Raw genomic sequence first — 18,756 nt, 5'->3', positions numbered from 1 at the left:
GTTCAGACAGCGGGCCCGGCTTCGGGGCGCGTCGGGCGCTCGCGGCAGGGCTTCGGGAAACTCGCCCGGTCCCTTGCTCGCCCGTTACGGCGCCGTCAAGGCCGCGCCCTCGATCCGGCTGGCGGCGAGGCGGGCGGCGCGGGCCTGCTGTTCCGGGTTCAGCCGGTCGAAGAGCTGCTCCAGGGCCGGGTCGTCCAGCCCCTTCGCGCGTGCTGCGAGGTGCCAGGCGGCCGCCTCGATCGAGTCGGGGGGAATGCCGCGTCCGCTCTGGTAGAGCCGCGCGATGCGGTTCTGCGCGATCGGATTGCCCTTGCCCGCCGCCCTCAGAAAGAGTTGCGCCGCCGCGGCCTCGTCGGAGGCGACGCCGGTGCCGTTGAACAGCATGATGGCATATTCGATCTCGGCCGGGAGATGACCGGCGTTGGCGGCCTGTGCCATCCAGCGGGCCGCCTGCTCGTCGCTTTTCGGCATGCCGCGGCCCTGCCGCGCCAGCGTCGCCAGCGCATGGAGCGCGTCGGGGATGCCGCCTCTCGCGGCGATCTCGAGGCTGCGGATGGCCTCGGCCTCATCGGTCGGCTGGCCTGTCGCCAGCAAAGCGAGGGCGAGGTTGTAGTTGGCGGCGGGGTGGCCCGCCGCGGCGGCACGTTTCAGCAGCGCGCCGGCCCGGGCGGGATCGCGCCGGCCACTCGCGTCATCGAGCAGGGCGATGGCGAGCGCGTAGACGGCGTTGACGTCCCCGCGCTCGGCGGCGCGCTCATACCATTCGGAGGCGACCTTCTGGTCCGGTCGCACGCCCAGGCCCTGGCGGTAGATCTCGCCGACCAGCGTCATCGCCGCGGCGTCCTTGCTGTCCACCTCGATGCGCTTGAGCGCCTCGGAGAGCGCGCGCCGGTAGTGGCCGGTCTGATAGGCGCCATAGGCGAGGTCACGCTCGGCCGCGGCGGCCGGCGATGCGAAGGAGAGGCCGGCCAGCCACAGCCCGGCGAGGGCCCGGCGCAGGCCTGTCATCGCGCCGCCTTCCGCGCGGCGCAGGCGGCGATGGCCGCATTCGCCTCGGCGACGAGGGCCCGCAGGTCGCGGCCCTCCTCGAAGGCCCATGCGCCGAGCGCGACGAATTCGGCGCCGGTCTCGGCAAGGGCTGCGACGGAGTCCGGATCGGGCGCATAGGCGACGCAGGGCGTCTCGAAGATCTCGGCCCACCAGCCGGCGCGCTCGATCACGGCCGGCAGTGGCGGCATGGAGCCGTCCGGGCGCGGCTCGCCGAACATGACGTAGTCGACGCCGGCCTCGCCGACATCCATGGCGTCGTGGCGGGCGCGCAGCCCGCCGGCGCCGATGATGCGCTCGCCCTTGAGGCTCGAGCGCGCCTCGGCGATCGCCTCGGGCCCACCGGCGAGATGGACGCCGTCGGCGCCGCCCCTCGTCGCGACGAGCGCGGAATCGGCGACGACGAGCGCGACATTGGCGCCCTGGACCGGGCCGGCGAGGCGCTTGACGCGCTCGATCCGGCTGCGCTCGTCGCCGGGGGCGAGTTGCAGCAGCACCGCGGCGAGATCGCCGCCGGCCTGGGCCTGCATCAGGCGGAAGGCCATCGCCTCGGCATCCGCCACGGGCGGGGTGACGAGCATCAGGCGGGTGGGGGGAGAGGTCGTGGTCATGATCTTGCGCGCAAACGGCCCGCGATGGCGTCCAATGTCAAGACTCCGAGGCCGGCAACGAGGCTCCAGAAGGCCGAGCCGACGCCGAACAGCGTCAGGCTCGAGGCCGCCACCGCGAAGGCGATGATGGCGGCGAAGCGATGCGCGTCCGAGGCGGTGGCCTGGGTGAGGGCGCCCGTCAGCGAGCCGACGAGGCCGAGGCCGGCGACCGCCACGATCAGCGCCTTGGGCATGGCGAGGATGAGGGCGAGCAGCAGCCCGGCCGTCGCGGCGATGGCGAGCCAGAGCAGGCCGTAGAGGATGCCCGCCTTCCAGCGCTGCGTCGGATCGGGATGGGTGTCGGGGCCGGTGCAGATCGAGGCGCTGATCGCGGCCATGTTGACCATATGCGCGCCGAAGGGCGCGGTGAGGAAGGAGGTGAGGCCGGTGACGAAAAGGCAGGCCGGCACGGGGGGCTGGTAGCCGGCGGCGCGCAGCACGGCGAAGCCGGGCAGGTTCTGCGCCGCCATGGTGACGAGATAGAGCGGGATGCCGATGCCGAGCATGGCGGCGGTATCGAAGCGCGGTGTGACGAATTCGAGGCCGGTGAGGGCGAGCCTGCCGGTGGGCCAGGCGGCGAGCCCCGTGGCGAAGCTGACCGCGATGCCGACGCCGAGCGCGGCGATGACGCACAGGAAGGGATTGACCAGCCGCGCCAGCAGGAAGACCGCCAGCAGCGGCAGGACGAGGCCGGGCGAGACCCGCGCCTCGTCGAAGACCGCCACGACGAAGCGGAAGATCACGCCGGCCAGCATGGCGGCGGCGATCGGCATCGGGATCTTCTCGATCAGCGCGCCGAGCGGGCGGAAGGCGGCGGTCAGCATCATCAGCGCCGCGGCGAGCAGGAAGGCGCCGATGGCGGCTGCCATGTCGAGCCCGCTGCTGGCCGCGATGAGGGCGGCGCCCGGCGTCGACCAGGCGCAGATGATCGGCAGGCGGTGGCGCCAGGAGAGCCAGAGGCTCGCCGCTCCCTTGGCCAGGGCCAGGCCCGCAATCCAGGAGACGGTCTGCGCCGGCGTCGCGCCGAGCGCCTGCGCCGCCGCCAGCACGACGGCGACCGAGGCGGCGAAGCCGACAAAGACGGCGACGAGGGCTGAGAACAGGAGGGACATGCGGGTTCTGCGGCGGCGGGGGCTCCTTGAACCAGAATATGCGGTGCGCCGGAAGGGCCGGCCGCGCAGGGCCGCCCGACGCCGTCGTCACCGCAGCGTCACCCTCGCCGGATAGGCCTCGATCTGTTCCAATGCCAATCTGCGCATGTCACCGGGATCAGGACCCATGAGCCAGGACAGCCCCTACGAATCGACCTTCGGCGCCAGCCTTCTGGAGCATGAAGACGCCGCGCCGCAGAATCCGACCGACAACGCCACGATGGGCGAGTTGATCTCCCAGCGCTTCTCGCGCCGCGGCCTGCTGAAGGGCGCGCTCGCCGTCTCGGCGATCTCGGCGACCGTCGGCACGCTGGCGCTGGAGACGGCCGAGCGGGCGCAGGCGCAGGCTGCGAAATCCGCCTTCGCCTTCAAGGAGGTCGAGGCCGGCGTCGATGCCGATCATCACGTCGCCGAGGGCTATGACGCGCAGGTCCTGCTGCGCTGGGGCGACCCGATCACCCCCGGAGCCCCCCCCTTCGACCCGGCGAAGCAGACGCCGGAGGCTCAGGCCCAGCAATTTGGCTACAACAACGACTTCGTCGGCTATCTGCCGATGCCCGGCGCGGCGGACCCGTCCGCCCATGGCGTGCTCTTCGTCAATCACGAATACACCAACCCGCATCTGATGTTCCCGGGCGTGGTCGAGATGAAGGACGGCAAGCCGGTCCTCAAGAACGCGACGCCCGAGCGCTTCAAGATCGAGGCGATGGCGCATGGCGCGACCGTCGCGGAAATCCGCCGCACCGACGGCAAATGGGCGCTGGTGAAGGATTCCAAGTACAACCGCCGCATCACGGTCGCCACCGAGATGCAGCTCTCGGGCCCCGTCGCGGGAACCGACCGCGTCAGGACCGGGGCCGATGCCAGCGGCCGCAAGGTGCTGGGCACGCTCAACAACTGCTCGGGCGCGATGACGCCGTGGGGCACCTTCGTGTCGGGCGAGGAGAACTTCCACGGCTATTTCTCCGGCAAGCTGCCGGAGGGCCATCGCGAAGAGGCGAACTACAAGCGCCTTGCCATCCCGTCCTCGCCCTATGCCTGGGGCCGGTTCGAGGAGCGCTTCGACCTGGCGAAGGAGCCCAACGAGGCCAACCGCTTCGGCTGGGTGATCGAGGTCGATCCGTTCGATCCGACCTCCGTGCCGAAGAAGCGCTCGGCGCTCGGCCGCTTCAAGCATGAAGGCGCCGACATGATCGTGGCGAAGGACGGCCGCGTCGTGGCCTATCTCGGCGACGACGAGCGCTTCGACTATGTCTACAAATTCGTCACGGCGGGCCGCTTTGACGCCAATAACCGCGCGGCCAATCTGGACCTGCTCGATACCGGCACGCTCCATGTCGCGAAGTTCGCGGCGGACGGCACGGTGGAATGGCTGCCGCTGGTCTTCGGGCAGGGCCCGCTGACGGCGGCCAACGGCTTCCAGAGCCAGGCCGATGTGCTGATCGAGACCCGCCGCGCCGGCGACCTGCTCGGCGCCACCAAGATGGATCGGCCCGAGGACATCACACCCAATCCGGTGACCGGCAAGGTCTATGTGATGCTGACCAACAATTCGAGCCGCAAGGACGAGCAGGTCGATGCGGCCAATCCGCGGGCGAAGAACGCCTTCGGCCACATCATCGAGATCATCGAGGAGGGCGGCGACCACACCGCCACGAAGGGGCGCTGGGAGATCCTGCTGAAATGCGGCGATCCTTCGGTCGCGGCGGTCGGGGCGACCTTCTCGACCGACACGACCAAGAGCGGCTGGTTCGGCATGCCCGACAATGCGGTGGTGGACTCGGCCGGGCGGCTCTGGGTCGCGACCGACGGCAACGGTCCCGATGTAACCGGACGCACCGACGGGCTCTGGGCGGTCGACACGGAGGGCGGCGCGCGCCGGACCTCGAAGCTGTTCTACCGCGTGCCGCATGGCGCCGAACTCTGCGGCCCCTGCTTCACGCCGGACGACACTACGGCCTTCGTGGCCGTGCAGCACCCCGGGGACGACGGCCCGGACTGGCCCGCCTTCGGCCGCCGCTCCTATTACGAGGATCTCTCGACCCGTTGGCCGGACTTCAAGCCGGACATGCCGGTGCGGCCCTCGGTGGTGGCGATCACCAAGAAGGGCGGCGGCAAGATCGGCGTTTGATCGCAAGCGTCATGGTCGGGCTTGAGCCGACCATGCCTTCACACAGAAACGCCCGGCAAATTGCCGGGCGTTTTTGTAGGGGCGTTTTCGCGGGAGCGCCTGGACCGTCATCACGAGGAGCGTCAGCGACTAAGCAATCCGAGGGATGCGCGCCGGTCTGGATCGCTTCGCTGCGCTCGCAATGACGGCTGTGGCTTGGCCTCAGCCCGCCTTGCCGAAGGTCGGGTCGAGCTCGCCCTTGGCGTAGCGCTTGGCCATCTCGGCGGTGGTGAGCACGCGCTTGATCTTGCTGGCCTGGCCGGCGGTGTTGAACTCCTGCAGGCGCTGCTTGCAGAGCTTCGTCATCGCCTCCATGGCGGGCTTCAGATATTTGCGCGGGTCGAACTCGCCGGGATGCTCGGAGAGGATCTTCCGGATCTGGCCGGTCATCGCCATGCGGTTGTCGGTGTCGATGTTGATCTTGCGGACGCCGTGCTTGATGCCGCGCTGGATCTCCTCGACCGGCACACCCCAGGTCTGGGGCATCTTGCCGCCATACTGGTTGATGATGTCCTGGAGGTCCTGCGGCACAGAGGAGGAGCCGTGCATGACGAGGTGCATGCTCGGCAGCTTCTTGTGGATCTCCTCGATGACATGCATCGCCAGGATCGCGCCATCGGGCTTGCGGGTGAATTTGTAGGCGCCATGCGAGGTGCCCATGGCGATGGCGAGCGCATCGACCTTGGTCTCGGCGACGAATTTCACCGCCTCGTCCGGATTGGTCAGGAGCTGGTCGTGGGAGAGCTTGCCCTCGAAGCCGTGGCCGTCCTCCTTCTCGCCCTCGCCGGATTCCAGCGAGCCGAGCACGCCGAGCTCGCCCTCGACGGAGATGCCGCCGAGATGGGCCATCTCCGTCACGGTGCGGGTCACGCCGACATTGTAGTCCCAGTCGCCCGGAGTCTTGCCGTCGGCCTTGAGCGAGCCGTCCATCATCACCGAGGTGAAGCCGGCCTGGATCGCGGTCATGCAGGTCGCCGGCTCGTTGCCGTGGTCGAGATGCACGCAGACGGGGATGTGCGGGTAGATCTCGGTGACCGCATCCATCATGTGCTTGAGCATGATGTCGTTGGCGTAAGAGCGCGCGCCGCGCGAGGCCTGGATGATGACCGGGGCGTCGGTGGCGTCCGCGGCCGCCATGATCGCCAGCGCCTGCTCCATGTTGTTGATGTTGAAGGCGGGCACGCCGTAGTCGTTCTCGGCGGCATGGTCGAGCAGTTGGCGAAGCGTGATACGGGCCACGTTGGCACTCCCCTTGAGGCATGGATAGGGGAGGATGTAGTGCGCCGCTTGCCGGATGGCAAAGCCAAAGCGGCGATCGGAGGCCGGATTCAGCGTCCGCGGGCTAGCACCTTAGGCTCAGTCCCGCCGCTTGCGCAGCCATGCGGAGAAGCGATCGTCCAGCCGGAGCATCCGATCAATCTCGGCCTCCATCGCGGTTAGTTCTGCTCTGCGTTCCCGCAACGACAGCGACCAAGCTTGCCTTCGCAACAAGGTCCGCGCTCTCGCCTCGTCCGGCGAGCCAGTGACTGCACGCGAACGCGCCCTTCGCCTGATTGAGGCGACCTCCGTCCGGATCGCGCTTCTCAGGCGGTCTTCGCCGATTTCATTCGCGTCGCCCATGGACAGAGCGTAGCACCGGCCCCATTGGCCGCAAGCCGGTTTCCTAAGGGACCGTGCCGAGGCACGCGAAGTTCAGCGCCAACTGGAGCATCCTTCGAGACGCGCTCCTGCGGAGCGCTCCTCAGGATGAGGGCTGAGGAGATGGCTTTCTCAGCCCTTCCGCAGCGCTTCCACCCCTGGCAGCGGCTTGCCTTCCATCCATTCCAGGAAGGCACCGCCGGCGGTGGAGACATAGGTCAGGTCGTCGGCCACGCCGGCATGGTTCATGGCGGAGACGGTGTCGCCGCCGCCGGCGACCGCGACGAGCTGGCCGGCCTTGACGCGCGCGGCGGCCGCCTTCGCGACGGTGACGGTCGCCGTGTCGAAGGGCGGCAGCTCGAAGGCGCCGAACGGTCCGTTCCAGACGAGCGTCTTCACCGTGTCGAGCTTCAGCACGACCTCGGCGACGCTCATCGGGCCGGCGTCGAGGATCATCTCCTCGGCCGCGACCTCGCCGATCTTCACGACGCGATGGCCGGGATTGGCCTTGAACTCGCGCGCGACCAGCGCATCGACCGGCAGCAGGATCTCGCAGCCGGCGGCTTTCGCCTTGTCCTCGATCTCGCGGGCGGTGGCGACGAGGTCATGCTCGCAGAGCGACTTGCCGACATCGATGCCGCGCGCGGCGAGGAAGGTGTTGGCCATGCCGCCGCCGATGGCGAGGACATCGACCTTCTTCACGAGATTGCCGAGCAGGTCGAGTTTGGTCGAGACCTTGGCCCCGCCGACGATCGCCATGACCGGGCGGGCGGGGTTGTCGAGGCCGGCGGAGAGCGCCTCCAGCTCGGCCTGCATGGTGCGGCCGGCATAGGCCGGCAGGACATGGGCGAGGCCTTCGGTCGAAGCGTGGGCACGGTGCGCGGCCGAGAAGGCATCGTTGACATAGAGATCGCCGTTGGCGGCGAGTGCCCTGACGAAATCGGGGTCGTTCTTTTCGTCGCCGGCGTGGAAGCGGGTGTTCTCCAGCAGCAGCACATCGCCGTTCTTCGCGGCCGCGAGAGCCTTGGCGACGTCGTCGCCGATGCAGTCCTGCACGAAGGTTACGGGCTGGCCGAGCGCATGGGCCAGGGCGGGCACGACCTGCTTCAGGCTGTTCTTGGCGTCGGGGCCCTTGGGGCGGCCGAAATGGGCGAGCAGCACGACCTTGGCGCCCTTAGCGGCGATCTCGCGGATGGTCGGCAGGATGCGGTCGATGCGGGTGGTGTCGGTGACCTTGCCGTCCTCCATCGGGACGTTGAGATCGACGCGGACGAGGGCGCGTCTGCCGGCGAGATCGGCGTCGTCGAGGGTCTTGAAGGCGGTCATCGAACGAGCAGGCTCCCGAACAGGCCAGGCACGCCGAAGCGCAGCACCAGAACGGTCAGCGCCACCGTCAGCAGGGCGGTGACGATCGCGGTGGTGAAGAGCGTGCCGGCGCGCGGCGTGGCGTCGATGCGCGAGCGCAGGGCGGCTATCTCGCCGCGGATGGCGGCGAAGTCCATCGTGCCGGCGGCGGCATCGACCTTGTGGGCGCTGCGCTCGAGCGAGGCCTCGGCGCGGGTCAGCACGGCCTCGTAGCGGGCGAACTTCTCCTCGATGCGCGCGGCCTTCTCCTCGATGCGGGAGAGCTGGTCGAGCTGGCGCGGTTCTGTGACGGGAGCGGCGTCGCCGGCCGTCATGGAGGAACCGATGTTCACGGGCGCGCCATAGCTCGGGGCGGGCGTGACGGTCGTCGGCATCGCGGTGTCGGCGGGCGAGGCGACGGTCGGCTCGATCTTGGCCATGGTCGTTCCGTTCGTTTCGAGAAGGAAGCGGGGCCGCATCGTTTCCGCGCGGCCCCGTCGGTCATGTCACGTCAGAGGAGCTTGCCCATGGCGACGGCGGTGTCGCTCATGCGGTTCGAGAAGCCCCACTCGTTGTCGTACCAGGACAGCACGCGCACGAACTTGTCGTCCATGACCTTGGTCTGGTCGAGGGCGAAGGTCGATGAGTGCGGGTCGTGGTTGAAGTCGATCGAGACGTTCGGCTGGTCTGTCACGCCGAGGATGCCCTTGAGCGGGCCGCGGCGGCTCGCCTTGAGGATGGCCTCGTTGATCTTCTCGACGGTGGTCTTGCGCTTGGAGATGAACTTGAAGTCGACGACCGAGACGTTGGGCGTCGGCACGCGGATCGAGGTGCCGTCGAGACGGCCCTTGAGCTCGGGAATGACGAGGCCGATTGCCTTGGCGGCGCCGGTCGAGGTCGGGATCATCGACATGGCGGCGGCGCGGCCGCGGTAGAGATCCTTGTGCATGGTGTCCAGCGTCGGCTGGTCGCCGGTATAGGCATGGATCGTGGTCATGAAGCCCTTGTCGATGCCGACTGTGTCCTGCAGCACGCGCACGACCGGCGCGAGGCAGTTGGTCGTGCAGGAGGCGTTCGAGACGACGAGATGCTCGGCCGACAGCGCCGTGTGATTGACGCCGTAGACCACCGTCAGATCGGCGCCGTCGCAGGGGGCCGAGACGAGGACGCGCTTGGCGCCGGCGGCGAGATGGGCCGCGGCCTTCTCCTTGGTGGTGAAGATGCCGGTGCATTCCAGCGCGATGTCGACGCCCAGCGCCTTGTGCGGCAGCTCCTTGGGATCGCGCACGGCGGTGACCTTGATCGGGCCGCGGCCGACATCGATCGTGTCGCCGGAGACGATCACCTGGCCGGGGAAGCGGCCATGGACGCTGTCGAAGCGGAAGAGATGGGCGTTGGTCTCGACGGGGCCGAGGTCGTTGATCGCGACGACCTCGATGTCCTTGCGCTTCGACTCGATGATCGCGCGCAGGACGTTGCGCCCGATGCGGCCGAAGCCGTTGATCGCCACCTTGATCGTCATCTCAAACCTCTCATTCGCCGAACCAAGGCGCTGGCGCGCCATTCACGCGGGCAATTCGGCCAAAGCGTGGCCGAACGCAAGTGAAAAACCGTGATGACGGCGCGCGCGGACAGTGATGCGATCGCGCGACAGCGGGCCGCGCCCTGCCTGTGTGCCCCGGCACGCCCGCTGCGACGATGCCTCAGCCGTTGTGGCGCTTCATCGCCGCCTCGGCGACCGCCTCCGGCGTGATGCCGAAATGCTTGTAGACCTCCTTGTAGGGCCCGCTGGCGCCGAAGGAGGACATGCCGACGAAGGTGCCGTCATGGCCGATGACGGCATCCCAGCCGAAGCGGACGCCGGCTTCGACGGCGATCTTGATCGGGGCGGAGCCGATGATCGCGGCCTGGGTGGCCTCGTCCTGCGCCAGCAGCAGCTCGAGCGAGGGGACCGAGACGACACGGGCGCGCACGCCCTTCTCGGCCAGGAGCTTGCGGGCCGCGACCGCGATCTCGACCTCGGAGCCCGAGGCGAAGAGCGAGACCTGCGCCTTGCCGCCTTCGGCGGCCAGCAGCTCGTAGCCGCCCTTGGCCGAGCGGTTGGTGGCGGTGGCGTCGGTGCGCAGCTGCGGCAGGTTCTGGCGGGAGAGGGCCAGAACGGTCGGGCCCTTGGTGTTCTCGAGCGCGAACTGCCAGGCTTCGGCCGTCTCGATCGTGTCGGCCGGGCGGAAGACATGCATGTTCGGCATGGCCCGCAGCGAGGCGATCTGCTCGACCGGCTGATGAGTCGGCCCGTCCTCGCCGAGGCCGATCGAGTCATGCGTCATGACGTAGACGACCGGCAGGCCCATCAGCGCGGCGAGCCGCATCGAGGGGCGGGCATAGTCGGCGAAGACCAGGAATGTGCCGCCGCCGGTGCGGAAGCCGCCATGCAGGGTGATGCCGTTCATCGCCGCGGCCATGCCGTGCTCGCGGATGCCGTAGCGGACATAGCGGCCCTTGGGCGTCCGGGGCGTGAAGTCCTCGGCCGCCTTGGTGCGGGTGTTGTTGGAGGGGGTCAGGTCGGCCGAGCCCATCACCAGCTCCGGCATGACCGGGGTGATGGCCTCGAGCGCCAGCTCCGAGGCCTTGCGGGTGGCGACCGCCTGCGGCGCGGCAATCAGCGCCTTCTTGTGGGCGAGGATCGCCTTGCCGAGCTTGGCCGGCACGCCATGGGCGAGGCGGCGCTCGAACTCGGCGCGCTTGCGCTCGGAGAGCAGGCCGAAACGGCTGCGCCAGTTGGCATGCTCGTTGGCGCCGGCCTTGCCGGCCTCGCGCCAGGCCTTCAGCACATCGGCCGCGACCTCGAAGGCGCCGCCGGTGATGCCGAGGTTCTTCTTGGCGGCCTCCAGTTCCTCGGCGCCGAGCGCCTCGCCATGCGCCTTGGACGTGCCCTGCTTCTTCGGCGCGCCGAAGCCGATGATCGTCTTGCAGGCGATCATCGTCGGCTTGCCGGACTTGCGGGCGCGCTGGATCGCGGCCTCGATGGCGTCGGGGTCATGCCCATCGACGCGCTCGGCGCGCCAGCCGCAGGCCTTGAAGCGCGCGACCTGGTCGACATTGTCGGTGATCGAGAGCGGGCCGTCGATCGAGATGCCGTTGTCGTCCCACAGCACGATCAGCTTGTTCAGCTTCTGGTGGCCGGCCAGCGCGATCGCCTCCTGGCTGATGCCCTCCATCAGGTCGCCGTCGGAGGCCAGAACATAGGTGTGGTGGTCGACGACCTTCTTGCCGAATTCGGCGGCGAGCATGCGCTCGGCCATCGCCATGCCGACGGCGGTGGCGAGACCCTGGCCGAGCGGGCCGGTGGTGGTCTCGACGCCGAGGGTCATGAAGTTCTCGGGGTGACCGGGTGTCTTCGACTCGAGCTGGCGGAACTTCTTCAGGTCGTCGAGTTCCATCCCCGGCACGCCGGTGAGATAGAGCAGGGCATAGAGCAGCATCGACCCGTGGCCGGCGGAGAGCACGAAGCGGTCGCGGTCGGGCCAGCGCGGATCGGCCGCGTCATACTTCATCACGCGCGTGAACAGCACGGTGGCGACGTCGGCGGCGCCCATCGGCAGGCCGGGATGGCCGGACTTGGCCTTCTCGACGCCGTCCATGGCGAGCCCGCGAATGGCGTTGGCGAGCTTGTCGTGCTGGGCACGGTCGATCGTGGTCATGGTGCTTCCTGGCTCCGTCTGGCGAGGGCGGGGCCATGGCCCCACCTCATGCGCGGGCGGCGGACCCGGGACGGCCCGATTTCCGACCGCGCTCCGGTCACGAATGGTGGCCCGGCTTAGGCCGCGGGCTCGGTGCGAGTCAATTCGCGAGAGGGGTTTCGCGGTCCCGGATTTTGTTGCGCTGCGACGTGGTTTCGCTGCGATGCGGCGACAACAATTGCGCCCAAGCCCTTGCGAAGGAGAGGCATCCCGCCCCGGCCGATTCACGTTTTCGTGCGAGTTGGTCTAGGGTCCGAATCGTGTGAGCCGGCTTCGATCAGAAGGGAGAGCCTCGGTGGCGAGCCTGATGGTGGACAAGGCCCTGGCGCGGCTGGACGGCGCCCTGGCACAGCTGGAGGCGGCGGCCCGCCGCCGCATCGAGGCCGAACGCGGCCGTGCCAATCTCGAAACCGAACTGGCGCTGATGCAGGACGACCGGGCGCGCCTAGCTGCTGAACTCGATGGCGCAACGGCGCGTCTCGGCGATGTCGAGACCGCGGCCGCTGATGTCGACCAGCGGCTGCAGCGCGCGATGAATGTCATCGGTGCCGTGATCGAGCGGGCCAGGGTCGATGCCGAGGCGCAGACCGACGAACCCGGCGACGACGACGAGGATGCGCAACCCGGTCCAGCCTATCGGGAGCCGGCTCCGGCCGGCGCCGGCGGCCGGGACGATTGAGCGGAGAGCGTTATGCCGCAAGTCAACGTCACCATCGCCGGCAAGGCCTACCGAATGGCCTGCGGGGACGGGGAGGAGCCTCACCTCGAGGCGCTCGCCCGGTCCCTCGACGGCAAGATCCAGGAGATGCGCCAGGCCTTCGGCGAGATCGGCGACATGCGTCTGCACGTCATGGCGGCGCTGATGGTCGCCGACGAGGCCTCGGAACTGCAGCGGCGCGTGGCGCGGCTGGAGGCGGAACTGGCCGCGCTGCAGGGCGATGCCGGTGCTGCCGACGAACGCATCGGCGAGGTCGAGGAGCGGGCGGCGGAGGCGCTCGTCGGCGCGGCCGAGCGGATCGAGGCGGTCGCGCGTAGCCTGCTGCCGAGCCCGCAAGGGTGACCGGCGCCAGCGGTGCATGGTTTCGCTGCGAACCCCGCATGGCACTGGCGCTTTGCCGGCGTCCCCCCTACATTGGCAAAGCTGGGCTGCCTGGTGCGTGCGAGAAACTGTATTCCCGGGCCCATACGACTCCCTAGGGAGCTGTCCCTGACCAGGTCCCTGGACCCGGACACACGGCGCCCACCTACTTTAGTAGGTGTCCCGGGATCGAAATCTCCACGGCCGAGGTGGCTCAGCACTCTCCCATGACCGACATGCCTTCCCCGCCCGACCCCGCTGTCCGCAAGGCGGCCCTCCGCGAGCAGGCGCTCGCCCGGCGCGATGCGCTCGAGATCGACGACCGCCTGATCTGGGACGAGGCGATCACTGAAGGCGTGCTCGCCCTGCCAGCGTTCGACGCGGCCGAAGGTCCCGTCTCGGCCTATTGGCCGATGCGATCGGAGGCCGATCCGAGGCCGGTCCTCGAGGCGCTGCATGAGCGCGGCCTGCCGCTCTGTCTGCCCGCCATCGTTGCGAAGCGGATGATCTTCCGGCGCTGGGCGCCCTATAAGCCGATCGTGCCCGGCGGCTTCGGCACGCTGGTGCCGGACCCGGCCCAGCCCGAAGTCGTCCCCGCCATCCTGATCGTGCCGCTCGCGGCCTTCGACCGGCGCGGCTACCGGATCGGCTACGGCAAGGGGCATTACGACGCCAAGCTCGCCGAAATCGGCCCTGTCACGAGCATCGGCATCGCCTATGGCGCGCAGGAGATCGACACCGTGCCGGACGAGCCGCATGACCGGCGCCTCGACTGGATCGTGACCGAGCGCGAGACGATCCGCTGCGGGTGAGCGCGTCTGGGCTCAGGTTCTGGTTCTGTCGCTTCAGCTCTTAGGCCCCGGCGATGTCATCCCGGACAAGCCGAGTACCGGCGACGATCCGGGATCCATTCCTGAGCCCATGCCGGATAGGTTCCGGAATGGGTCCCGGGTCTCCCTCCGGTCGCCCGGGACGACCCGCGCCTGTTCTAAATTTGTCGTGGGCGAGGTCAGGCACCAATCCTCGTCAGGTGCGGGCAGCGGTTGATTCCCGGCCGCTTTCGCGCCACGGAGGAGCCTCTTGCGCCTCCGGACCTGCCCCATGCGTTTTCTCTTCCTCGGTGATGTCGTCGGCCGCCCCGGGCGGGTCGCGGTGCAGGAGCGCCTGCCGCGGCTGCGTCAGCAGTGGCAGCTCGACTGCGTCGTCATCAATGGCGAGAACGCGGCCGGCGGCTTCGGCATCACCGAGGCGATCTGCGACGAATTACTGGCGGCGGGCGCCGATGCGGTGACCCTCGGCAATCACTCATGGGACCAGCGCGAGGCGCTCGTCTTCATCGAGCGGCAGGACCGGCTGGTGCGACCGGCCAATTATCCCAAGGGCACGCCCGGGCGCGGCGCGGCGGTGATCGAGGCGAGGAACGGCGCGCGTGTGCTCGTCGTCAACGTCATGGGCCGCGTCTACATGGACGCGCTGGATGACCCCTTCCAGGCGCTCGAGCGGGAGCTCTCCGCCTGCCCGCTGGGCGAGGTGGCGGATGCCGTGATCGTCGATTTCCATGCCGAGGCGACCAGCGAGAAGCAGGCGGCAGGGCACTTCCTCGACGGGCGCGCCAGTCTCGTCGTCGGCACGCACACTCATGTTCCGACCGCCGATCTGCGCATCCTGGCCTTAGGGACGGCCTATCAGTCTGACGCCGGCATGTGCGGCGACTATGATTCCGTCCTCGGCATGCAGAAGGAGGAGCCGATCCGGCGCTTCCTGCAGAAGACGCCGGGGGCCCGGCTCGAAGCCGCGACCGGAGAGGGCAGCCTGTCCGGCGTCGCCGTCGAGATCGATGACCGGACGGGCCTGGCAAAGGCCGTCTGGCCGGTCCGGTTGGGGCCGCATCTGGCGCCGGCCGCCCCGCCCTGGGACGAGGCCTGAGCGGAGCCGGACGCCGTCTTCAGGCGGCGTTGCTGCGCGCCATCAGCCCCTCGAAGGCGCTGGCCAGCGAGGCCGCTTCCCGCGAGAGCGTGGCGGCGAGGCCGAGCACCTCGCCGACGCTGCCTCCGGCCGTAGCGGCGAGCTCGCTGACGCCGCAGACGGTCTGGGCGACCTCCTGCGTGCCGACCGCCGCGAGATCGACGCTGCGGGCGATTTCCTGCGTGGCGCAGCGCTGCTGGTCGAGAGCGCTGGCGACCGTCGCGGTGGTGTCGTGCATCTGGCGGACGAAGGCGACGATGCTCTCGATCGCCTGCACCGCCTCATGGGTCGCCGCCTGCATGGCGGGCACCTGCGCGGCGATCTCGTCGGTGGCCTGGGCGGTGCGGGCCGAGAGCTGCTTCACCTCGGTGGCGACCACTGCGAAGCCGCGACCCGCTTCGCCGGCACGGGCGGCCTCGATCGTCGCGTTTAGGGCCAGCAGATTGGTCTGCGCCGCGATGGTGCGGATCATCTCGACGATCGAGCCGATGGTCTGGGCCGAGGTCGCGAGGCTCTTGACGATGACGTCCGTTTTTACGGCGGCGGCATTGGCGCTGTGGGCCATGCTGGCGGCGCGCGTCACCTCCTGGGCAACATGATCGAGCGAGACGGTGAGTTCGCTGGTGGCGCTGGCGACGCTCTGGACGTTATCGGAGGCGTCGTCCGAGGCACGGGCGGCGATCACCGCCTGTGCGCCGGTGTCCTGCACCACGGCGTTCATCGTTGCGGCCAGAGCCTCGACGCGGCTGGCACCGGAGGTTACCGCCGCGACGACCCGGCGCATGCTCGCCTGGAAGCCCTCGATCTCGGATCGCGTCTCCTCGCGCGCCTCATGCTGGAGACGGCCATAGGTTTCCAGCAGCAGCTCGAGGTCGAGCGCGGCGGCCTTGTTCAGCGCCGAGCGGGCGGCGATGCGCCGGTTGCGTTCGCGCCCCTGCCACCAGCGAAGCTTCTGCAGAGAGGCCCGGTCCAAGCCCAGCTCGATCCCGATCTGGTTGGTGACGAGCGCGTGGCCGATGGCGATGCCATGGGCCGGCACGTCATGGCGCTGCAGGGCCGAGGCGAGGCGGTGGGCGGAATCGAGGAAGGCGTCGCCGAGATCGCCCGAGGTCAGCCTGATCCAGTGGGCAAGCCTCAGCTCCCGCAGTTCGGCGATGGCGAAGGCGCGCGCGGTCTCCGGCCAGGGCGAAAACTGGGTCTGGATCTCGTCCAGCAGCGGTGGCAGGCACCGTCTGGCCTGCTCTGCATAGGGACGCAGGGCCGTCAGATCGGCTTCGCCGATCTGGAAGGCGCGAAGGCGCATCTCCTGCCCGGCGACGAGCTTGCTGTGTTGGGTGGTCATCAGTGTCCGCAGGGGGTCGGCCGGCGCTCGGCGCCGCAGTCGTCTGTGTGCCTGCAGTATGGCCGGGCTGACTTAACGTCGGGTTGCCGTGGTCGCATGAATCCGACCCTATCCCGCGTTTCGCGCAGCGGCGGCTCTCGCTTGCGTGGCGGCGAAGGCGGCGCCTATAAGGCGCGCAATGCCCGCCGGGACGCGCCAAGCCCCGCCGCGGGGCCGGAAACACCAGAAGGCAGCAGAGGTTCGGGTTCCATGGCCGGTCATTCCCAGTTCAAGAACATCATGCATCGCAAGGGCAAGCAGGATGCCGTGCGGGCCAAGCTGTTCTCGAAGCTCGGGCGCGAGATCACCGTTGCCGCCAAGATGGGCATGCCCGACCCGGCCATGAATCCTCGCCTGCGCATGGCGGTGCTCGCCGCGCGGGCCGAAAACATGCCCAAGGACAACATCCAGCGCGCCATCAACAAGGCCGCCGGTGGCGAGGGCGACAATTACGACGAGGTCCGTTACGAGGGCTACGGCCCGGGCGGAGCGGCCGTCATCGTCGAGGCGCTGACCGACAACCGCAACCGCACCGCGTCCGCCGTCCGCTCCTACTTCACCAAGGCGGGCGGGGCGCTGGGCGAAAGCAACTCGGTGTCCTTCATGTTCAACCGCGTCGGCGAGATCAGCTATCCGCCTGAGGCCGGCGACGCCGACAAGATCATGGAGGCGGCGATCGAGGCCGGCGCCGACGACGTCATCTCCGACGAGAACGGCCACACGATCCTGTGCGCCTTCGACGCGCTGAACGAGGTCTCGAAGGCGCTGGAAGCGGCGCTGGGCGCGCCGGCCTCGGCCAAGCCGGTCTGGCGGCCGACGACCACGGCCCCGCTCGACGAGGAGAAGGCCGCCTCGATGATGAAGCTGATGGAAGCGCTCGACAATGACGACGACGTCCAGAACGTCTTCGCCAATTACGAGATCTCCGACGAGGTGATGGCGAAGCTGGGCTGAGTAAGCCTGTCTCTCTCAGCCCTCATCCTGAGGAGCCGTGAAACGGCGTCTCGAAGGATGCTCCAGATGATGCCGGAGCCTCCTGGACCATCCTTCGAGACGCGCCTGCGGCGCTCCTCAGGATGAGGGCTGAGGGATAGATGCGGCGGCGCTACCGCCCCACGAATCCGTCCCACAGCGGCAGGCTGACCAGCGCGCTCAGGAAGATCACCGCATAGGCGATGCGGCGGAAGGTGGCCTCATTGGCGAGGCGGAAGCCATGGGTGCCGGCCCACATGCCGGCGCCATAGGCGGCGAAGAGCGGCAGCGCCATCAGCAGCGCCGACAGTGTCAGTATGCCCTTCCACCACAGGATGGTGCCGGAGATCAGCGTCGAGCAGCCGAAGAACGTCTGCAAATTGGCGCGGGTCTTGTGGCGGTCGTTGCGCTGGGCACCGAGCCAGAACACGGCGAGCGGCATGCCGCCGATCGAGGCCATGCCGTTGAACAGCCCCGACAGCACGCCGACCCCAAGGGAGAGCGGGATTCCCGGCCGGCCGTGATAGCGCCAGCCCGAGGCCATCAGCGCGACCGCGGCGAAGATCAGCCCGGCGAGGATCCAGCGCATCGTCTCGCGGTCGAGCCAGATCAGGAGCCAGATGCCGGCCGGCAGCGCCAGCGTCGCGGTCAGCAAGAGCGGCGCCACCTCGCGCCATTCGGCGTGCTTGGCGTTGCGCAGCGCGATCGGCAGGGCGAAGGGCGCGTCGATGCACCAGATCAACCCGAGCGCCGCGACCGGGCCGATCACCATCGAGGCCAGCGGCATGAACACCATGGCGAAGCCGAATCCGGTGAAGCCGCGCACGAGCCCGCCGAGCAGCGTCGCCAGCAGTAGGACGGCGAGCCCGCTCGGCGAGACGGCGGGAAACAGGAAGGCCAGGAGATCGGTCATGCCGTCCGAGGGGAAGCGCAGGGTTTTGCGAGGAGTGATGCCTCGCACCAACAGCCTGGCGGCGGCCGCGACAACCCCCGTCCGCGTGATACGACCGATGCACGCCGTTCATCGACGGCGGGGACGGGAAGGAATCCTTAGGGTGCCGCATGGAACAAAGCGTGTCCAAGGTTTAGGCTGCGCCCGACATGAACCCACCGATTCGCATTCTCGGCATCGATCCCGGCCTCCGGAAGACGGGCTGGGGCGTCATCGTCTCGGAGGGGAGCAAGATCGGTTTCGTCGCCTGCGGCTGTGTCGAGAGCGAGAGCGGGCTGTCGCTGGCGGAGCGGCTGCGCCAGCTCCATGACGGGCTCAGCCGCGTCGTGCGCGCCCATGCGCCGGACGAGGTCGCGGTCGAGGAGACCTTCGTCAACCGCGATCCGCAATCGGCGCTGAAGCTCGGCCAGGCGCGCGGCGTCGCGCTGGTGGTGCCGGCACTGGCGGGGCTCGATGTGGCGGAATATGCCGCCAACCTCGTCAAGAAGACGGTGGTCGGCGTCGGCCATGCCGACAAGAAACAGGTCCAGATGATGATCCGCGTGCTGCTGCCCAAGGCGGAGACCTCCTCCGCCGATGCGGCCGATGCGCTGGCGGTGGCGATCTGCCACGCCCAGCACCGCGGCATGCGCGCGCTGGTCGCGCAGATGCGGGCGGGGTGAGGGGCA

17 protein-coding genes and 1 other RNA gene are annotated in these 18,756 nt (G+C 69.0%); 8 read left to right on the top strand and 10 right to left on the bottom strand.

Annotated elements, in window-relative coordinates; genetic code table 11:
• Positions 1-84 precede the first annotated feature (84 nt).
• The 3 genes from AX750_RS11745 to AX750_RS11735 are packed head-to-tail and all read right to left on the bottom strand — an operon-like array spanning position 85 to position 2,809.
• Positions 85-1,008, bottom strand: a complete 924-nt coding sequence (locus tag AX750_RS11745) for a tetratricopeptide repeat protein (protein WP_066726228.1) — start codon at positions 1,006-1,008, stop codon at positions 85-87.
• Positions 1,005-1,658, bottom strand: coding sequence for a thiamine phosphate synthase (locus tag AX750_RS11740; protein ID WP_082732886.1), 654 nt, complete (start codon positions 1,656-1,658; stop codon positions 1,005-1,007). Before AX750_RS11740 ends, AX750_RS11745 begins: the two co-directional genes overlap by 4 nt.
• Positions 1,655-2,809: a benzoate/H(+) symporter BenE family transporter gene (locus AX750_RS11735; protein WP_066726231.1), complete on the bottom strand. Its 1,155-nt coding sequence runs from the start codon at positions 2,807-2,809 to the stop codon at positions 1,655-1,657. The genes AX750_RS11740 and AX750_RS11735 overlap by 4 nt, the downstream gene beginning before the upstream one ends.
• A 166-nt stretch (positions 2,810-2,975) precedes the next feature.
• On the opposite strand from AX750_RS11735, the gene AX750_RS11730 reads away from it, so the two are divergent.
• Positions 2,976-4,979: a PhoX family phosphatase gene (locus AX750_RS11730; protein WP_066726234.1), complete on the top strand. Its 2,004-nt coding sequence runs from the start codon at positions 2,976-2,978 to the stop codon at positions 4,977-4,979.
• A gap of 201 nt (positions 4,980-5,180) precedes the next feature.
• On the opposite strand, the gene fba is transcribed toward AX750_RS11730, so the two are convergent.
• From fba to tkt, 5 genes are all read right to left on the bottom strand, one after another.
• Entirely contained in the window at positions 5,181-6,257 is a 1,077-nt protein-coding gene (gene fba, locus AX750_RS11725; RefSeq protein ID WP_066726237.1) for a class II fructose-bisphosphate aldolase, read from the bottom strand.
• Positions 6,258-6,788: 531 nt separating this feature from the next.
• Positions 6,789-7,982, bottom strand: a complete 1,194-nt coding sequence (locus tag AX750_RS11720) for a phosphoglycerate kinase (protein WP_066726240.1) — start codon at positions 7,980-7,982, stop codon at positions 6,789-6,791.
• Positions 7,979-8,440 (bottom strand): hypothetical protein, encoded by a 462-nt coding sequence (locus tag AX750_RS11715; RefSeq protein ID WP_156446687.1) that lies wholly within the window; start codon positions 8,438-8,440, stop codon positions 7,979-7,981. Before AX750_RS11715 ends, AX750_RS11720 begins: the two co-directional genes overlap by 4 nt.
• A 71-nt stretch (positions 8,441-8,511) precedes the next feature.
• Entirely contained in the window at positions 8,512-9,522 is a 1,011-nt protein-coding gene (gene gap / locus AX750_RS11710) for a type I glyceraldehyde-3-phosphate dehydrogenase (protein ID WP_066726246.1), read from the bottom strand.
• Between the two features lie 181 nt (positions 9,523-9,703).
• Positions 9,704-11,701 carry a transketolase gene (gene tkt / locus AX750_RS11705; protein ID WP_066726251.1) on the bottom strand — a complete coding sequence of 666 codons (1,998 nt, stop codon included), beginning with the start codon at positions 11,699-11,701 and terminating at the stop codon, positions 9,704-9,706.
• A gap of 334 nt (positions 11,702-12,035) precedes the next feature.
• On the opposite strand from tkt, the gene AX750_RS27150 reads away from it, so the two are divergent.
• The 5 genes from AX750_RS27150 to AX750_RS11680 all read left to right on the top strand — a co-directional run bounded on the left by AX750_RS27150 (position 12,036) and on the right by AX750_RS11680 (position 14,744).
• Positions 12,036-12,419 carry a DUF4164 domain-containing protein gene (locus AX750_RS27150; RefSeq protein WP_348626276.1) on the top strand — a complete coding sequence of 128 codons (384 nt, stop codon included), beginning with the start codon at positions 12,036-12,038 and terminating at the stop codon, positions 12,417-12,419.
• Positions 12,420-12,431: 12 nt separating this feature from the next.
• Positions 12,432-12,800, top strand: a complete 369-nt coding sequence (locus AX750_RS11695) for a cell division protein ZapA (RefSeq protein ID WP_066726253.1) — start codon at positions 12,432-12,434, stop codon at positions 12,798-12,800.
• Between the two features lie 80 nt (positions 12,801-12,880).
• A non-coding RNA gene (ssrS, locus tag AX750_RS11690) (6S RNA) lies at positions 12,881-13,038 on the top strand.
• A 7-nt stretch (positions 13,039-13,045) separates the two neighbouring features.
• Positions 13,046-13,630 carry a 5-formyltetrahydrofolate cyclo-ligase gene (locus AX750_RS11685; protein ID WP_066726254.1) on the top strand — a complete coding sequence of 195 codons (585 nt, stop codon included), beginning with the start codon at positions 13,046-13,048 and terminating at the stop codon, positions 13,628-13,630.
• Between the two features lie 289 nt (positions 13,631-13,919).
• Entirely contained in the window at positions 13,920-14,744 is an 825-nt protein-coding gene (locus AX750_RS11680; RefSeq protein WP_066726255.1) for a TIGR00282 family metallophosphoesterase, read from the top strand.
• A gap of 19 nt (positions 14,745-14,763) precedes the next feature.
• On the opposite strand, the gene AX750_RS11675 is transcribed toward AX750_RS11680, so the two are convergent.
• Complete coding sequence (locus tag AX750_RS11675) at positions 14,764-16,125, bottom strand: globin-coupled sensor protein (RefSeq protein WP_066726256.1); 1,362 nt, start codon at positions 16,123-16,125, stop codon at positions 14,764-14,766.
• Positions 16,126-16,374: 249 nt separating this feature from the next.
• Between AX750_RS11675 and AX750_RS11670 the strand changes: the two genes are divergently transcribed.
• On the top strand, positions 16,375-17,118 hold the full coding sequence (locus AX750_RS11670; RefSeq protein WP_066726257.1) for a YebC/PmpR family DNA-binding transcriptional regulator: 744 nt from the start codon (positions 16,375-16,377) through the stop codon (positions 17,116-17,118).
• A 151-nt stretch (positions 17,119-17,269) separates the two neighbouring features.
• On the opposite strand, the gene AX750_RS11665 is transcribed toward AX750_RS11670, so the two are convergent.
• The gene (locus AX750_RS11665; protein WP_066726258.1) at positions 17,270-18,049 is read right to left on the bottom strand and encodes a sulfite exporter TauE/SafE family protein; all 780 of its coding nucleotides are present in this window, start codon (positions 18,047-18,049) and stop codon (positions 17,270-17,272) included.
• Between the two features lie 188 nt (positions 18,050-18,237).
• Here AX750_RS11665 and ruvC point away from each other — a divergent pair, with 188 nt between their 5' ends.
• On the top strand, positions 18,238-18,750 hold the full coding sequence (ruvC, locus tag AX750_RS11660) for a crossover junction endodeoxyribonuclease RuvC (protein ID WP_066726259.1): 513 nt from the start codon (positions 18,238-18,240) through the stop codon (positions 18,748-18,750).
• The last annotated feature ends 6 nt before the right edge of the window (positions 18,751-18,756 follow it).

The organism is Methylobacterium sp. CCH7-A2, assembly GCF_001557075.1.
GTDB classification, from domain to species: domain Bacteria; phylum Pseudomonadota; class Alphaproteobacteria; order Rhizobiales; family Beijerinckiaceae; genus Allobosea; species Allobosea massiliensis.
Note: the sequence above shows the minus strand (reverse complement) of the source record. Positions and strands in the feature narration are given on the sequence as shown.

Coding starts and splice junctions, on each gene's coding strand:
- AX750_RS11745 (WP_066726228.1), bottom strand. CDS start 1,008: ATGACAGGCCTGCGCCGGGCCCTCGCCGGGCTGTGGCTGGCCGGCCTC.
- AX750_RS11740 (WP_082732886.1), bottom strand. CDS start 1,658: ATGACCACGACCTCTCCCCCCACCCGCCTGATGCTCGTCACCCCGCCC.
- AX750_RS11735 (WP_066726231.1), bottom strand. CDS start 2,809: ATGTCCCTCCTGTTCTCAGCCCTCGTCGCCGTCTTTGTCGGCTTCGCC.
- AX750_RS11730 (WP_066726234.1), top strand. CDS start 2,976: ATGAGCCAGGACAGCCCCTACGAATCGACCTTCGGCGCCAGCCTTCTG.
- AX750_RS11720 (WP_066726240.1), bottom strand. CDS start 7,982: ATGACCGCCTTCAAGACCCTCGACGACGCCGATCTCGCCGGCAGACGC.
- AX750_RS11715 (WP_156446687.1), bottom strand. CDS start 8,440: ATGGCCAAGATCGAGCCGACCGTCGCCTCGCCCGCCGACACCGCGATG.
- gap (WP_066726246.1), bottom strand. CDS start 9,522: ATGACGATCAAGGTGGCGATCAACGGCTTCGGCCGCATCGGGCGCAAC.
- tkt (WP_066726251.1), bottom strand. CDS start 11,701: ATGACCACGATCGACCGTGCCCAGCACGACAAGCTCGCCAACGCCATT.
- AX750_RS11695 (WP_066726253.1), top strand. CDS start 12,432: ATGCCGCAAGTCAACGTCACCATCGCCGGCAAGGCCTACCGAATGGCC.
- AX750_RS11685 (WP_066726254.1), top strand. CDS start 13,046: ATGACCGACATGCCTTCCCCGCCCGACCCCGCTGTCCGCAAGGCGGCC.
- AX750_RS11680 (WP_066726255.1), top strand. CDS start 13,920: ATGCGTTTTCTCTTCCTCGGTGATGTCGTCGGCCGCCCCGGGCGGGTC.
- AX750_RS11675 (WP_066726256.1), bottom strand. CDS start 16,125: ATGACCACCCAACACAGCAAGCTCGTCGCCGGGCAGGAGATGCGCCTT.
- AX750_RS11670 (WP_066726257.1), top strand. CDS start 16,375: ATGGCCGGTCATTCCCAGTTCAAGAACATCATGCATCGCAAGGGCAAG.
- AX750_RS11665 (WP_066726258.1), bottom strand. CDS start 18,049: ATGACCGATCTCCTGGCCTTCCTGTTTCCCGCCGTCTCGCCGAGCGGG.
- ruvC (WP_066726259.1), top strand. CDS start 18,238: ATGAACCCACCGATTCGCATTCTCGGCATCGATCCCGGCCTCCGGAAG.